The 15,423-nt window shown below is 31.4% G+C and carries 16 protein-coding genes and 1 pseudogene; 9 read left to right on the top strand and 8 right to left on the bottom strand.

Annotated features, from left to right (window positions below; translation table 11 throughout):
- The first annotated feature begins 17 nt into the window (after positions 1–17).
- Both ACY3JM_RS00280 and ACY3JM_RS00275 read left to right on the top strand, forming a co-directional pair.
- Positions 18–476, top strand: a complete 459-nt coding sequence (locus ACY3JM_RS00280) for a TspO/MBR family protein (protein ID WP_463082795.1) — start codon at positions 18–20, stop codon at positions 474–476.
- Positions 477–497: 21 nt separating this feature from the next.
- Positions 498–1,502, top strand: a complete 1,005-nt coding sequence (locus ACY3JM_RS00275; protein ID WP_463111392.1) for a helix-turn-helix transcriptional regulator — start codon at positions 498–500, stop codon at positions 1,500–1,502.
- 46 nt (positions 1,503–1,548) lie between these two features.
- Here ACY3JM_RS00275 and ACY3JM_RS00270 read toward each other — a convergent pair whose 3' ends face one another.
- From ACY3JM_RS00270 to ACY3JM_RS00260, 3 genes are read right to left on the bottom strand one after another with little or no spacing between them, the layout of a single operon-like run.
- Positions 1,549–2,331, bottom strand: coding sequence for an ABC transporter permease (locus ACY3JM_RS00270; RefSeq protein ID WP_463082793.1), 783 nt, complete (start codon positions 2,329–2,331; stop codon positions 1,549–1,551).
- A gap of 1 nt (position 2,332) precedes the next feature.
- Positions 2,333–3,349: an ATP-binding cassette domain-containing protein gene (locus ACY3JM_RS00265; RefSeq protein WP_463082792.1), complete on the bottom strand. Its 1,017-nt coding sequence runs from the start codon at positions 3,347–3,349 to the stop codon at positions 2,333–2,335.
- On the bottom strand, positions 3,336–3,590 hold the full coding sequence (locus ACY3JM_RS00260; protein ID WP_463082791.1) for an AbrB/MazE/SpoVT family DNA-binding domain-containing protein: 255 nt from the start codon (positions 3,588–3,590) through the stop codon (positions 3,336–3,338). The genes ACY3JM_RS00265 and ACY3JM_RS00260 overlap by 14 nt, the downstream gene beginning before the upstream one ends.
- A 160-nt stretch (positions 3,591–3,750) precedes the next feature.
- Here ACY3JM_RS00260 and ACY3JM_RS00255 point away from each other — a divergent pair, with 160 nt between their 5' ends.
- The 3 genes from ACY3JM_RS00255 (at position 3,751) to ACY3JM_RS00245 (ending at position 7,103) form a co-directional block, all read left to right on the top strand.
- Positions 3,751–4,335 (top strand): TetR/AcrR family transcriptional regulator, encoded by a 585-nt coding sequence (locus ACY3JM_RS00255; protein WP_463082790.1) that lies wholly within the window; start codon positions 3,751–3,753, stop codon positions 4,333–4,335.
- Positions 4,332–5,336 (top strand): NAD-dependent epimerase/dehydratase family protein, encoded by a 1,005-nt coding sequence (locus ACY3JM_RS00250; RefSeq protein ID WP_463111391.1) that lies wholly within the window; start codon positions 4,332–4,334, stop codon positions 5,334–5,336. Before ACY3JM_RS00255 ends, ACY3JM_RS00250 begins: the two co-directional genes overlap by 4 nt.
- Before the next feature lie 117 nt (positions 5,337–5,453).
- Positions 5,454–7,103 (top strand): Na/Pi cotransporter family protein, encoded by a 1,650-nt coding sequence (locus ACY3JM_RS00245; protein ID WP_463082788.1) that lies wholly within the window; start codon positions 5,454–5,456, stop codon positions 7,101–7,103.
- Positions 7,104–7,134: 31 nt separating this feature from the next.
- Here ACY3JM_RS00245 and ACY3JM_RS00240 read toward each other — a convergent pair whose 3' ends face one another.
- The 5 genes and pseudogenes from ACY3JM_RS00240 to dcd form a co-directional block, all read right to left on the bottom strand.
- On the bottom strand, positions 7,135–8,535 hold the full coding sequence (locus ACY3JM_RS00240; RefSeq protein WP_463082787.1) for a mannose-1-phosphate guanylyltransferase/mannose-6-phosphate isomerase: 1,401 nt from the start codon (positions 8,533–8,535) through the stop codon (positions 7,135–7,137).
- A gap of 67 nt (positions 8,536–8,602) precedes the next feature.
- A pseudogene (locus ACY3JM_RS00235) lies at positions 8,603–9,635 on the bottom strand (L-Ala-D/L-Glu epimerase).
- 3 nt (positions 9,636–9,638) lie between these two features.
- Complete coding sequence (zwf, locus tag ACY3JM_RS00230) at positions 9,639–11,021, bottom strand: glucose-6-phosphate dehydrogenase (RefSeq protein WP_463111390.1); 1,383 nt, start codon at positions 11,019–11,021, stop codon at positions 9,639–9,641.
- A gap of 5 nt (positions 11,022–11,026) precedes the next feature.
- Complete coding sequence (locus ACY3JM_RS00225; RefSeq protein WP_463082785.1) at positions 11,027–11,896, bottom strand: hypothetical protein; 870 nt, start codon at positions 11,894–11,896, stop codon at positions 11,027–11,029.
- A gap of 1 nt (position 11,897) precedes the next feature.
- Positions 11,898–12,482 (bottom strand): dCTP deaminase, encoded by a 585-nt coding sequence (gene dcd / locus ACY3JM_RS00220; RefSeq protein WP_463111389.1) that lies wholly within the window; start codon positions 12,480–12,482, stop codon positions 11,898–11,900.
- Positions 12,483–12,647: 165 nt separating this feature from the next.
- On the opposite strand from dcd, the gene ACY3JM_RS00215 reads away from it, so the two are divergent.
- The 4 genes from ACY3JM_RS00215 (at position 12,648) to ACY3JM_RS00200 (ending at position 15,394) form a co-directional block, all read left to right on the top strand.
- A complete protein-coding gene (locus ACY3JM_RS00215) occupies positions 12,648–13,106 on the top strand; it encodes a sigma-70 family RNA polymerase sigma factor (RefSeq protein WP_463082783.1) in 459 nt (152 codons plus the stop codon).
- Positions 13,107–13,134: 28 nt separating this feature from the next.
- Positions 13,135–13,326, top strand: a complete 192-nt coding sequence (locus ACY3JM_RS00210; RefSeq protein ID WP_463082782.1) for a hypothetical protein — start codon at positions 13,135–13,137, stop codon at positions 13,324–13,326.
- Between the two features lie 8 nt (positions 13,327–13,334).
- Entirely contained in the window at positions 13,335–14,297 is a 963-nt protein-coding gene (locus ACY3JM_RS00205; protein WP_463082781.1) for an AAA family ATPase, read from the top strand.
- A gap of 62 nt (positions 14,298–14,359) precedes the next feature.
- Positions 14,360–15,394: a DUF58 domain-containing protein gene (locus ACY3JM_RS00200; protein ID WP_463111388.1), complete on the top strand. Its 1,035-nt coding sequence runs from the start codon at positions 14,360–14,362 to the stop codon at positions 15,392–15,394.
- Positions 15,395–15,423: the final 29 nt, after the last annotated feature.

Here is a 15,423-nt window from a genome sequence, read left to right as displayed (position 1 = left end):
TTTTGGGGGGTAATATTATGGATATTCCTAAATTAGTTGTGAGTATAGCCATACCTTTAATAGTTGGTGGTATATCTGGATTTTTTTCCAGAAATGCAAAAGAAATATTTGATAAATTGGTTAAACCAAGTTTTGCTCCTCCACCTTGGCTTTTTGGCCCTATTTGGACAATTTTATATTTCTTGATGGGAGTTTCTTTATATAGAGTTTTAAAAGTTGGACAAAATGTTAGATTAGCATTAATATTTTTCAGTATTCAATTGTTTTTGAATTTTATCTGGTCACCAATCTTCTTCGTTTATGAAAAAAGATTGTTAGCCCTTTTTGTAATCTTATTATTGCTTGTTTTTGCTATAATCACAACTATAGAATTCTATAAGATAGATCGTTGGGCAGGGTTGCTTTTTATTCCATATTTATTGTGGTTATCTTTTGCAACCATATTAAATTATTCTTTGTATTATTTGAATAGGTAATATATAGGAGAGATAAATTTAATGAAAAGGACTTTAAAAATAAGTTCTCGAAAAGTTTTTGCAAGAATAAGTCTTATTCTAAAATACTTATCTGAACGTGATAATATAAGCTTGAAAGATATAAAAAGAAGGTTAAAAGAAGACTTAGAATTGTCTGTAAGTGATAGAACAATAAAGAGAGATATTCGTACTTTAAGAGAAGATTTAGGTTTTAAGATTCTTTATAGTAGAAAAAAGGATGGATATTATTTTGAAAAGAAACCTGAATTTTTCTTTCCCAAATTAACTGAAGGTGAAATTTTTACGCTTATTATTACAGCCAATTTAATTAACCAGTTTAAAAATACTCCTCTTGAAAAAGATTTTGAAAGCCTACAAAAGAAATTAGAAGCCATATTAACTGATAAGGTAGTTATATCTTCAGAAAGATTGCGAATGGCTCTTTCTATACCTTTTAACTTTATTAAGCCAAAAGTTGATATTAAAGATACTTTTGAGAAGATTTTTAGAGCAATTACACAGAAAAATAGAATATTAATAAAATATCATACTATTTCTTCTGATGAGGTAAAAGAAAGAAAAGTAGATCCTTATCATATATACAATTATGAGGGGATATGGTATTTTTGTGGATTTTGCCATTTAAGAAATGAGATTAGGGATTTTGCTTTAGATAGAATTGAAAGTGTAAAAATTTTAAAAGAGAAGTTTGAGATGCCTAAGGATTTTAATTTTTATGAGTATATTAAATCTGCTTTTAGAATATATAAAGGAAACGCAACTACTATAAAAATAAAATTTGACTCTTATCAAGCAAGATGGATTAGGGAAAGAATATGGCATGAGTCACAAAAAATTGAAGAACTTAATGATGGAAGTATCATATATGAGGTTACAGCTAATGAAGAAGAGATAAAAAGGTGGGTTATAGGTTATGGGGCACATGCTGAAGTTTTAGAACCTAAATCCTTAAGAGATTCTATAAAAGAGGAACTTAAGAAAATGATTGAGATTTATAATATATAGAATAGATTTTAAAGAGGGGAAACTTACTTTCCCCTCTTTTTTAAATTTAAGCTATACTTCTATTAAATTCATGTCTTGCAATAAATAACATTGATAATGCTAAAAATGTTATATATAAGAACCCTTTTATTAAATCTCCCATCTCCCATCCTGAAATTACAAGAGTTCTTAATGGGTTTACTACATAGGTTATAGGATTAAATCTGGCTATAGTAGCAAGCCAGTCTGGCATAACTTGTATTGGAAACATGGCACTACTGGAGAACATAAGAGGCATAGTGAGGAAATTGATAACTGCAGTTAAAACTTCCATGGTTTTAATTCTTGAAGCAATAGCTATAGATAGTCCTGCCATTGTGAAGTTAAAACATGCAGCAAGAAGTATTATGGTTATTATTCCTGGAATTCCTGTTGAGAATTCTACTCCAAATAAAGTTGCTATGATAATTATTATTAATGATTGAAAGGTTCCTTGTATGGCGGTAGCAAGCATTTTACCAAGTGGTATAGCAGTCCTTGATATGGGAGATGCTAACATTTTATGAAGATATCCCCACCTTCTATCCCATACCACGGAAATACCTCCAAATATTCCCCCAAAAAGAGAGGTCATAACTATAATGCCTGGAGTCATAAAGGATAGATAGTTTGCACCTCCAAAAGCTTGTCTACTAAATGGATTATCAGTTAATTTAGACATAACATTTCCCATTAAGGCAAGCCAAATTAATGGTTGGAATATGGTTACTAAGATTCTTACTTTTTGATCAAGCCAATGTTTAAGTTCTCTCCACATTACAGAATAAGTATCGTAGATTAATTTCTTCATATTATCTTGTCCTCCTTAATAATCTTCTCATTCTCATAGAGTCTTCTCTTGAACCATCTTCATCTCTAAATTCTCTTCCAGTATATGCTAAATATACATCATCTAAGGATGGTTTTTTCATGGTTATTGATGTTATGTTAATATCTATCTCAAAAGCAATTGAGAAAATAACTGGAATTAAGCTCTCTGCATTAGAAGCGACTATATTGCATTTGCTGTCTTTTGAACTGACATTTTTGACAGGGTCTAAACTTTTTATCCTTTTTATAAATCTTTCTAATTTTTCTGTTGAATTATCTTCAATGGTTAAAAATATGAGATCTCCTCCAATAGAGTTTTTTAGATTTTTAGGAGTATCTAATGCCTTTATTTCTCCCTTATCAATAATAGCTATTCTATCGCATAAAGAGTCAGCCTCTTCCATGTAATGGGTAGTAAGAAATATGGTCATTTTGTTTTCCTTTCTTATTTTTTGTACATATTCCCATATATCTTGTCGTGTCTGAACATCAAGACCTAATGTGGGTTCGTCTAAAAAAAGGATCTTGGGTCTATGAATTAGTCCCATAGCTATATCTAATTTTTTTCTCATTCCTCCAGAATATGTTTCTGCTTTGTCCTTGGCCCTATCATAAATTTTAAGTAGTTTTAATAACTCTTCAGCTCTCTCTTTTATTACCTCTTTAGGTAGATGATAGAACCTACCCTGAAGATACATGTTTTCCCATCCTGTAAGGGTGTCATCTACTGTGAGATCCTGGGATACATATCCTATTAGTTGTCTAACTTGGTTTGGTTGATGAACTATATCATATCCCAATATTTTAGCAGTACCACGTGTAGGCTTTAGTAGAGTTGTAAGCATCATTATTGTAGTGCTTTTTCCTGCCCCGTTTGGTCCTAAGAATCCAAAGATTTCTCCTTCTTCTACTTCAAAAGATATACCCTTAACTGCTTCTATATTTCCAAAGGGAGAATAGTAAGTTTTTGCTAAGTCTTTTACTTCAATCACCTTCATCTTTTTTTCCCTCCTTTAATATGGAGATAAACTTTTCAATTTCTGAAAGATCCTTACTAATTTCTGAGAAAATTTCCAATAATTCTTCTGCTTTTATTATCATTAGTCCTGCTTTTGGTCCAAAGCTCATTATGATTAATTTATCACCAGGCTTTAGATTAAATTCTTCACGAGCTTCTTGAGGAATTACAATCTGTCCTCTTTCACTAAGAGTAGCTATTCCGAATATTTTTCTTTTCAATCTGTTTTACCTCCTTTATTTATCATATTTTTCATACTAATCATTATAACGATATTAAGTATGAAAAACAAGAAAGATAAGTTAAATTTGTATTAAACTATTTTGTGTTTTATGTTATAATATAATACCGACTGGTTGGTATGAAGGAGGATATTAAAAAATGGATACAAGAGAAAGGATCATTATGGCTGGAGAAGAATTGTTTTCTCAGAGAGGTTATGATGCTACAAGTGTTTCTCTTATATGTGAAAGGGCAGGAGTTAGTAAAGGGGCTTTTTTCCATTATTTCTCTACTAAGGAGGAGTTTTTTTTAGAGATTCTTGATAGATGGCTTTCAGATCTTTCACAAAGAATTGAGAGTTATTTTAAAGAGCAGGACAAAGTTATAAATGGGTTATTAAGGACCACGATTATTTTTGAGGATATATTTAAAGAATCTAAGGAAAAATTTTATCTCTTTTTGGAATTTCTTAGAAAAGGAATTAACGATGAAAGGATTCTTAATAAGCTTGGAGACTATTTTAGAAAATATAAAGAGTATTTTTCTCTTTTAATAGAGAGGGGGAAAAGGGAAGGAAGCTTTAAAGATATAGATTCAGAAGTATTCTCATCACTTATAATTTCTTATTCAATAGGTATTATATTACAGCAGATTTTTGATAGGGATTCCGATTGGGGAAGGATAAGTAGAGAAGGTGTGAATTTGATAATTTCAAGTATAAGAAAGGAGGAATCAAAGTTATGAAGGTTTTTATAACTGGTGCCTTTGGGAACATAGGTTTAAGTGCTATTGAGGAGATGATCAAACAGGGAGATAAGGTAAGGTGTTTTGATTTAAAAAATAGGAGAAATGAGAGGATCTTTAAAAATTTGAAAAAGAAATATGGAGATAGTATTGAGGTATATTGGGGAGATATAAGAAATAAAGATGAGGTAAAAAGGGGTATAGAAGGACAGGATGTGGTAGTACATCTTGCTTTTATTATTCCGAAACTTTCTGCAACAGGAATGGAATCTGAGAAGGTACCTGATATTGCTTATCAGATTAATGTCTTAGGTACCAAAAATATAATCACTGCAATGGAGGAATTACCTTATCCCAAGAAGTTAATCTTTACCTCTTCTGTACACGTGTATGGTTTCACTCAACATCTTAATCCTCCAAGAAAAGCCGATGATCCTGTAAATCCACCTGAGCATTATTCAAGGCATAAGGTTGAATGTGAGAATATGATTAAAAAATCTAATTTAGAGTGGTGTATATATAGACTTGCAGCTTCTCTTCCTATTAATTTAAAGCTTGATGTGGGTATGTTTGATGTACCTCTTAATAACAGAATGGAGTATGTGCATACAAAAGATGTGGGGTATGCAATTGCTAAAGGTGTTAGAAGTGAAAATGTATGGAGAAAAGTGTTACTTATTGGAGGAGGCCCAAGATGCCAATATTATTATAGGGAGATAGTAGAAAAAGTATTGGAAGGAATAGGAGTAGGAATGCTTCCAGAGGAAGCATTTTCTAATGTTCCTTTTGCTACTGATTGGATGGATACTAAAGAAAGTGAGGAACTTTTACATTATCAGAGGAGAACCATAGATGATTATGTGGAAGATGTAAAGAAAAGTCTAGGATTTAGATTGTTTTTTATAAAACTTTTTAGGCCAACGATAAGATATTTATTACTTAAAAAATCTCCATATTATAAGAAGAGGCCAATAAGCTTAAGAATTATCTGGAAAGGATAAAAATTATAAAAGTTTCTTTAAAGATGATTAAAAATATATTAAAAATCAAGGTAGGTGATTTATTAATGGTATAATACGAATGGTCATATAATTTTTACATAAAGGAGAAAGATGTCTATGGAAGGATTTCCTTTGTCTTACAGAGAAGTAGGGCTTCTTTTAGGTGGTTTTAGCCTCTTCCTTTATGGAATCCTCCAAATGAGCTCAGGCCTTGAAAAAGCTGTTGGACCCCGCCTCAGAAGTATTTTTGAAAGACTTAATTCTTCACCCTTTAGAGGACTTTTTATCGGAGCTTTAGTTACCGCTATTGTGCAAAGTAGTAGTGCGGTTACTGTTTTAACTGTTACATTTGTTAATGCTGGACTTTTAACCTTAGAGGGAGCTTTGGGGATAATTTTTGGGGCTAACATTGGTACTACTATTACTGCTCAATTAGTAGCCTTTAAACTTACTACAGCAGCTCCTTATTTTCTCTTTATTGGATTCTTGACTTTATTTTTAGGACGTAGAAAGTATGTAAGAAATATAGGAGAGGCTATTTTAGGTTTTGGTATGATTTTTATGGGACTTTCTCTTATGGAGTCATCTCTTCATGCATTAAGATCATGGAGTCCTTTTCACAATGCAATAATAGCCATGGGAAGATATCCTATATTTGGTATCTTAACTGGTGCGGGAATAACAGCAATAATACAAAGCAGTAGTGTTACAACAAGTATAGTAGTAGCTCTTGCAGCAAAAGGAGCTATGGATTTTTCCTCAGCAGTACCTATAATTTTAGGCGCCAATATTGGTACATGTGTTACTGCTCTTTTAGCATCTGTAGGGACTAATATTTCTGCAAAAAGAACTGCCCTTGCTCATCTTTTTTTTAATGTAATAGGAGTTTTATTAATTTTTCCATTTTTGAATTTCTTTGAAAAAGTGGTATCTGTGACTTCTTCAGATGTAGCACGACAAGTAGCTAATGCTCATACCATATTTAATGGGATTTGGGCTTTTATATGGATCTTCTTTACTAAACAATATGCAGGAATAATAAGGAAAATCCTACCAGGAGAAGAGAGAGTATATAAAAAAGAAGCTTCTTTTCTTAAGCCACAACTTTTAGATACACCATCTGCTGCATTAGAAGCAGCTAAAAACGAACTCGTGAGAATGGCAGAAATAGTTGAAGACATGTATAATCTTACAATGGATGCACTCTTTAAAAATTCCACACAAAACTATAAGGATGTGCTTATTATGGAGGATATCACGGATGGTTTAAAAGCTTCTCTTATAAACTATCTGACTCAGCTTTCTACAGACTCTTTATCTGAAGGGGAAGCTAAAGAACTTAATGCAATTTTAAGGGCAGTAGACGATGTGGAAAGAATTGCAGATCATCTTACCAATGTAATGGAAAAGGTGGAGGTGAAAAATTCAGAGAGAGTAGAATTTACAGAATTTGCATGGAAAGATTTATCAGAGTTAAGAGAATTGTTATATGAAAATATAAGAGATTCTTACAGTATGATAAAGGATAGTACTGTATCTTATTTGGATGAGGTTTTATTAAGGGAGGAAAGAATTGACTATAAAGTAAGGCAATCAAAAGAAAACCATATTGAGAGAATTAAAAAGGGTATTTGTAATCCTATAGCAGGAATAATATTTAGCGATTTATTGATAGATTTAGAAAGGATTAGTGATCATTGTGTAAATATTGCACAAGAGTTTTATGAAGTGAATCGAGTAAAAAGAGAAAAAGTAATTTTGAGATAAAAATAATAAAAAGGTAGGAACCAGACGGTTCCTACCTTAATTTTTCTTCTAATTCTTCTTCATCTCTGGTAAATATTTCAATATCTTCATCGGATAAGATATCTCCACTTTGTATCTCAATTATTTCTAAAGGGGTGTCTTCTGCGTTTATAAGTTGGTGCTTTCTCTCTTTTGGTACAAATATACTTTCTCCTTCGTATATAAAATATTTTCTATCATCTATTATTACTTCTGCAGTACCTTTTATAATTATCCAGTGTTCTGACCTATTTCTGTGAAGATGATAAGTTAGGGATGCTCCTTTGTTAATAGTTAACTTTCTTATAATATAGCCTTTATTTTTTTCAAGAATTTTGTACATTCCCCACGGTCTATATACCTCAGTATGGAATATAATTTCGTTTCTTTTTTCTCCTTCAAGCTTTTCAAGAAGCTTTTTAACTTCTTGTCCTTTACCCCTTTTGCTAATAAGTATGGCGTCATCTGTTTCAATAATTATTGCATCTTCGATCCCTATAACGCTTACTAATCTTTTATTACTAAATATTAGAGAATTTTTAGTGTCTAAGGTATAAACATCTCCTAAAACTACATTTCCATATTCGTCTTTTTCTTTTACTTCATAGAATGAATCCCAAGAGCCTAAGTCACTCCATATTATTTCCATGGGGATCAAAGCTACTTTATCACTTTTTTCCATGATTGCATAATCAATAGAGATATTGGGCATTGAATCAAAGTTTTCAATAATTTCTTTATAACTCTTAGAAAGATTCGAATAAATTTCAGGAGAATGCTTTTTAAATTCTTCTAAGATGGTGGAAATTTTAAAAGCAAAAATTCCAGCATTCCAATAATAGGAGCCTTCCTTTAAATATTTTTCTGCTGTTTCTAAGGATGGTTTTTCAACAAATCTTTCTACTTTTGTGTATTTACCTAAGTTTTCTCCTGCTTTTATATATCCGTAGCCTGTTTCTGGTTTTGTAGGTTTAATTCCAAAGGTTACTATATATCCATCCCTTACTGCAGAAAGGCCACTTTTCATATATTCAATAAATTTTTCCTTTGGCTCTATTAAATGGTCAGAGGGAAAGACAAATACCTCATCATCTGTGTCATTATGTAGTATTTCTAATATATATTTACAAGCTAAAGCAATAGCTGGAGCAGTATTTCTCCCAATAGGCTCCAATATTATATTTTTTGACATATATCTGGAGAATTTATCTGTTATACTTTTTATAAAATAGAAATATTCTTTGTTTGTTATAGTTACTATATCCTGAGGTTGTACTAGATCTAAAATTCTTTCATAAGTTAGTTCTAATAATGATTTGTCAGAGATTAATTTAATAAATTGTTTTGAAAATCTTTCACGAGAAAGTGGCCAAAGTCTTGTACCTTTTCCTCCTGCAAGTATTACAGCCTTCACTGTTACACCCCCTTTTATGATTTATTGATGGATAAAATGCATATATATTATAACATAATATATATGGTTAATTAACCCCGTAATATGGTATCTTTACTTTATATTTACCCCTAAATTTATCTTCTTTTAGCATGAAAGCACTATCTAAGTCGTGAAAGGTAAAGGCTCCTGTTCCAAGAGCAAAATGAATACTTTGATTAATCCCAAGACTTGATTCTCCCATGCATCCTAGCATTAAGCCTATATGCGAGGCTTGAGCTATTTCAACTATGTTCAAAGCATCAGATATCCCACATTTCATGAGTTTAATATTTATGTAATCTACTGCCTCATTTTTTATTAAATCCAATACGTCGTATTTATTTTTTGCACTTTCATCAGCTCCTATTGGATAGGGAGAATTAAATCTTACTAACCTTAAACCTTCCTTATCGTGGATAGGAACAGGCTGTTCTAATAAAGCTATGTCAATTCCTTTTTGGAAAAGTTTTTGGGTATATAGAATGGCTAACTTAGGGGTATAGGAAGTATTAGCGTCTAAAATATATGTAGCACCTTTTGTTCTTTTGTATATCTCTTCCATAACTTCTAAATCTTCATGAAGGTTCTTTCCAATTTTTTATCTTTAGTATTCTAAAGCCTTCTTTATAGGCTTTTTCTGCTTCTGTAATTCTTTCTTCTATGGATGCTATACCTATAGTTTTATCTGTTTCAATAATATCTTTCATTCCTCCAAGAAATTCGCAAACATGTATTCCAAGTTCTTCGCATAGAGCATCAAGGACAGCATATTGTATGCTTGTTTTTAAACTTGGATGGGAAAAGAATTTGTCTGTTTTTGCAAAGATTCTTTTATATTTCCTGGTATTTTCTCCTTTTAAAGCGTCATTTATTGCCTTTTCTAAGCTTAATAATGACTCTACCCTTTCTCCAGTGACTCTAAAAGATGGAGACGCTTCACCAAATCCCGTGTATCCTTCTTCTGTTTCTAAAATTACTTCTATATTATGAGTACTGACAGATGTTCCTACTGATATGCTAAAGGGTTTGATATATTCAAAACTATTTTTCTTAAATTTAATAGATTTTATTATTCCCAAATATTAAAGATACCTCCATTCCCTGCCATCTTTTCTTATAAACTCTTCCGCCTCTTTAGGTCCGTAAGTGTATGGTTCATACATAGGGATATTGGGATCATTTTTCCAGAAATCCAATATTGGTTGTACAATCTCCCAAGATTTTTCTATCTCATCTTCTCTTATAAAGAGAGTTTGATCTCCTTCTATGATATCTAAAAATAGGGTTTCATATGCTTCAGTGTTAGGTCCGCTCCATTCCATAGATGTAGGCATAGGGCAAGAGAGTATACTCCCTCCTAAGGGACGAAGTTGGAAATTTAAAACTATTTTATTTTCAGGTGCTATTTTAAAACCAATAATATTTTCTTGGGGAATGCAATCTAAAATTTTAGAAAATAAGCCTGGGATTTTTCTAAATACTATGATTACAGAGGTTTCTTTTTTCTTTAATTTTTTACCTGTTCTTAAATAAAAAGGTATGCCATCCCATCTTATATTCTCAATATAAAATTTTACTACCGCATATGTTTCCGTGTTTGATTTATTAAGATTTTCATCTATTAGATATCCTTTGTATTGGCCTCTTACTGCAAAGTTTGGTACTTCTTCATATTTTATCTCTCTAATACTTTTTAAAACTTTTACTTTTTCATCTCTTATTGCCTTTTCATCTATACAGCATGGAGGTTCCATAGCTATGAGAGATAAAATTTGTATTAAATGATTTTGTATCATATCTCTTAAAGCTCCTACTTTATCATAATATCCGAGCCTTCCTTCAACTCCTATGTCTTCTAAGGCGGAGATTTGAATATGATCTATAAAGTTTCTGTTCCATATACCTTCAAATATTATGTTGGAGAATCTTAAGCCAAAGATGTTCTGTACTGTTTCCTTACCGAGAAAATGATCTATTCTATATATCTCATCCTCTTTGAAATAATTCTTTAAAAGTTTATTTAGTTTTATTGCTGATTCAAGATCGTATCCAAAAGGTTTTTCAATAACAATTTTTTTCTTATTTGGATAATCTTTTAGAAACTCACCTAAATTTTTAATTATATTTTCAAAGGTAAAAGGAGGAGTAGCAAGATAAAAGATATATTCATCATCTTTATAATTAGATATGACGGTTTTGAGGTTAATATAATCTTCTGGTTTTTCTAGATCTAATTTAACAAAATCGAAAAGGGCTGAAAAATTATTATCTTCTGATTTTATAGATTCCTTTAATATCTTATAAAATTCTTCCTTATTTATATTAGGTCTTCTTCCTGTACTTATAATTTTTGTGCAATTTATAAGCCTATACTTCTTATAAAGACTATAAAGTACAGGATATATTTTATTCCTTGCTAGATCTCCTAATCCGCCAAAGATAACTATTATAAATTTCTTTTCCATTTAGGTCACCTCAAGATTTTTCTCACCTCATACCCATTTTGGGGATCTACTTTATAAGGAAGTAGAATCCATTCTTCATCATGCATGACCTCAGCATTTGGAATTAGAGTATACATGGGACTTAAAGTCTCCAATTCACAAAAATTGGATGATGTATAAACTTCTATAGCACAGTTATCATCTGGATAAAGAGCTCCTTCTATATAATTAAACTTCTTTATAAAAGTATAATTATCTGTTGTAACTCCAACGAAACCCTCGTAACCAGCGGTACCTACTTTTCCTTCTTCTCCTGAAGGATAAATGAGAAAGAGATCTTCTTCTGGTACAAATTGACTACTTTTTATATTTGTACTACTTGATTCACCCCATTTTTGCCAATAAATAATCTTTTTAAGCTGCCAATCTCCTCTTGTGCCCCATGGGAAAAAGATAATGCCCTTTTTAGGGGGAATACAGGTTAAAGCCCATATGGCTCCAGGATATAGAGTTTTACTTTTGTTTGTTAGGATATGTCTTACAATAAAATTACCATTTTTCTCTAAAATGCTTAATTTCTTTTCCATTTGGGTGATAGGGTCAAAGGAAATGAAGCTTATTTTATCCTCTTCTTCTACTACTTTACAAGGGCTATTATCAGGATTATAGGTATCCTTAGATTCTGGGGATATCCAAAAACGATGTCCTCCGTAAAGTTTCATTTCGCCAATGGATAGTTTTTCTTCTACATCATGAAATAGAACGTTTTCGCCATCCTTAAAACCAAAAAAGAGTATCCTTGGTCCTACATCTGCAGTAACAATCATTTTTAAGTTATTTAATGTAATTTCATAACAAACCTCTCTTTTTCCAAAAGATACTTTTCTCCACTCCATTTTATTTTTCCTCCTTTTTGCAAAAATCTATATCAAGCCTACTGGCAGTTGGCCCTTTTTGATTTTGGTATTTACTTCCCTCTTTTTTATAATATGGAGTCTCGGAGGGTGATGTGAGGGTATAAAAAGATATTTGGCATATTCTCATGCCTGGATATAGTGCAACAGGTACCCGATTTATATTTGAAAGCTCTAAGGTGATTTGTCCACAGAAACCTGGATCCACATATCCTGCCGTTGCATGTACGATAATTCCAAGTCTTCCCAGGCTTGATCTACCATCTACCCTTGCCACTAAATCATCAGGCAGTTTAACTGTCTCAATAGTAGTACCAAGAACAAATTCACCAGGTCTTAAGAAAAAGGGTTTTCCATTTTCTACCTCTATTTTTTCCATTAAATCTTGGGGTTTATCTTGAGAAGGATCTATATATGCTCTACCTTCAACTTTAAAGTGGAGGAAGATATTTCCCAATCTTAAATCTACAGAAGATGGTTGAATCTGTTTTTCTGGGTCATCTAAGGGATGTATGTTTAGTTTTCCTTCTCTTAGATATTTTTTTATATCTCTATCGCTTAATATCAAGATTTGCCCTCCCTTCTTCTCTTTTAACTAATTATTATATCACTTTTTATTAGATCAACTATTGTTTAGTTTCAATTTTTGAAATTTACTATTAGATAAAAAAGAACTTGATAATTTTACAAATAGTAAATATAATATAGAAAATTTTATGGGAGGAAGGGAAAAATGAATGTAGAAATATTATTCTTGGCTTATAAACCATTGCTTTACAAATATTTAGGGCTTCTTTTTACAAAGGATATAGATTTTGAGGATTTTAAACAGGAAGGTGAATTAGCATTATTAGAGCTCCTAAAAAGGTATGACCCTCAAAAGGGAGAGTTATCTTCTTACTTAAAAAAGTCTCTGTATTATGCTCTTTTAAGAATAAGGACAAGATTAAGATATGAGGAAGAATATGTGGAGGAATTAGGGGAAATTGAGGTTTACAAAGAAGAAGTACAAGAGGAAAAGATAATTGATTTTTCTTGTTTATCGAAAAGAGAAAAGGAGATAGTAATGTTAGTTTATTTCAATAAATTAAGCATAAGAAAGACTGCAAAGATTTTAGGGCTTTCTCCGAGTAGTGTAAAGGTTTATAAAAAGAGGGCTGTAAATAAGTTAAGATTTTGGTGTAAAATTTAATTGTGAAAATATTTAAGGAGGTTATGGAATGGAATTTTATAGAGGAATATTAGTTATCCTCTTTATGGGGCTTATTTTAGAGATAGTGGTTTTTATTCATTATATCTCTAAATGGTTTTTCCCATTTGAATTTTATCTAAACATTTTTAATTTTGTCATGACTGTTGGTGGTATCATAGCAGTTATAAGACACATGATTAATAGGTTAAGGAGAGGATAATAGTTATTATGAAGAGTACTATTTTAAATGAGATAATAGAAAAAATAAAGGTTTTAAGAGAGAATGTTAAGAGGGTTATTATAGGAAAAGATGAAATAATTGATTATATGATTGTAGCGTTGATTAGTAAGGGAAATGTACTTTTGGAAGATGTGCCGGGAGTTGGTAAAACTGTACTTGCTAAGGCTTTGGCAGAAAGTATTGAATTAGATTTTAAGAGGATTCAGTTCACACCTGATACTATGCCTTCTGACATTATAGGAGTAAATGTTTTTAATCCTAAAACCTTAGAATTTGAATTTAAGCCAGGACCTATTTTTACTAATATACTTTTGGCTGATGAAATTAATAGAACATCTCCGAGGACTCAAGCAGGTCTCTTAGAGGCTATGGATGAAGGAAAAGTAACTATTGACGGTGTTTTATATTTCTTACCTAAACCCTTTATGGTTATTGCTACGCAGAACCCAAGAGAGCATTTTGGAACTTATCCTTTGCCCGAATCCCAGTTAGATAGATTTTTTATTTCCCTTTCTATAGGATATTTACCTTTGGAAAAGGAAGTGGAAATGTTGGAAAATCAAAAACTTTACCATCCTCTTGAAAAAATAGAACCGGTATGGAAGAAGGAAGATCTCTTAAAGGCTCAAGATATAGTGAAAGAGGTTTATATTGATAGGGATATTCTTAAATATATTGTAAATATAACTGATGCTACAAGGAAAGATTCTAATTTTTCCCTTGGGGCAGGGCCAAGGGCCTCTATTGCTTTGATGAGGGGATCTCAAGCTTTTGCTCTACTTGATGGAAGGGAATATGTGATACCAGAGGATGTAATTAAAATGGTTATTCCTGTACTTGTGCATAGAATAGTGCCAGCGGAAGGAGATAATACAACCAGATCTCGTAGAGAAGAGCTTGTGAAAGATATTTTAAAGAAGGTAAAGATACCAAAGGTAAGGGTATTGTGATTTATATTAATTTCACACCATTAGGATTTTTACTCTTTTTTTTAGATGTAATCATTCTATTGGTGAGTATTAATGTTTATTCTGTACCAGTAATTCTAATGTCTTCTTTCATTTTTAGCCTTTTCCTATGGAATCTTTTAGAATTGATATTACAACCTCTTTTTTTGACGTTGGAGATTAAAACTCCAAAACTTGTAATGGAAGGAACTTCAGAAAACATATGCGTATTTATCGAGAATAAAGGTAATATTCCTAAAAGTCAGATTTATATTCTTTTAGGGAAAGATAAGGTTTTTGTGGGAGGATTAAGTAGAAAAGAGAAAAAGGAAATTTCTTTGATGTACAATTTTGAGAAAAGGGGAGTTACATCCTTTAATAAATTGAGAGTCAAATTTACAGGATCCTTAGGACTTTTATATCTTTACAAGAAATATGGAGTAAATGGTATTTCATATGTTTATCCTTTATATTATCCATTGTCTAAGGATCTCTATCTTATTGGTGAAGGGGGTACAAAAACTTCTTTTTCTATCCCTTCTGTACAAGGAGAAGAATTCCATTCTTTGAGAGATTATCAACCTCAAGATCCTCTAAAAGTAATAGCTTGGAAGGCTTCTGCTAAAAAGGGAAAGCTTCTTTCTAAAAGTTTTGAAAAGTTAACGAGAAAAGAAATTTATATTTTAATAGATAATAAAATAGGTAAGAAGGATAAAGTGGCAGAAAAAGAATTTGATGAGCTTTTAAGATTTGTACATTCTATTGCATTATTATCTTTTTTCTTAAATACCAAACTATTCATAAGGGCTTTGACAGATAAAGAATATATTAATCTAAAAAATATAGAAGATCTAAGGATTTATCTGGCAGAAATGGATCTTAAGGAGAATTCAAAAGAAGATTGTTCATATGATCATAATAAGGTAGATTTGGTTTTCTCACTGGATTACTTATTCTGGGATGGGAAAATTAGCCATAAAAACTTTATAGGGGTTGAATTTCATGAAGAGAATATTTTTAGCAAGAATTTTATGATCTATACATTAAAAGAAGATCCTCAGGAATTTTTAAATAGGTTTTTGTTTATTACACAAGCTTGAAAAAACTTATTGGAGTGAAGTAAAATCAT

The sequence above is a fragment of the Dictyoglomus sp. SSW genome (assembly GCF_055181335.1).
The sequence above is the reverse complement of the archived record's forward strand: the minus strand, read 5'-3'. Positions and strand labels throughout refer to the sequence as shown.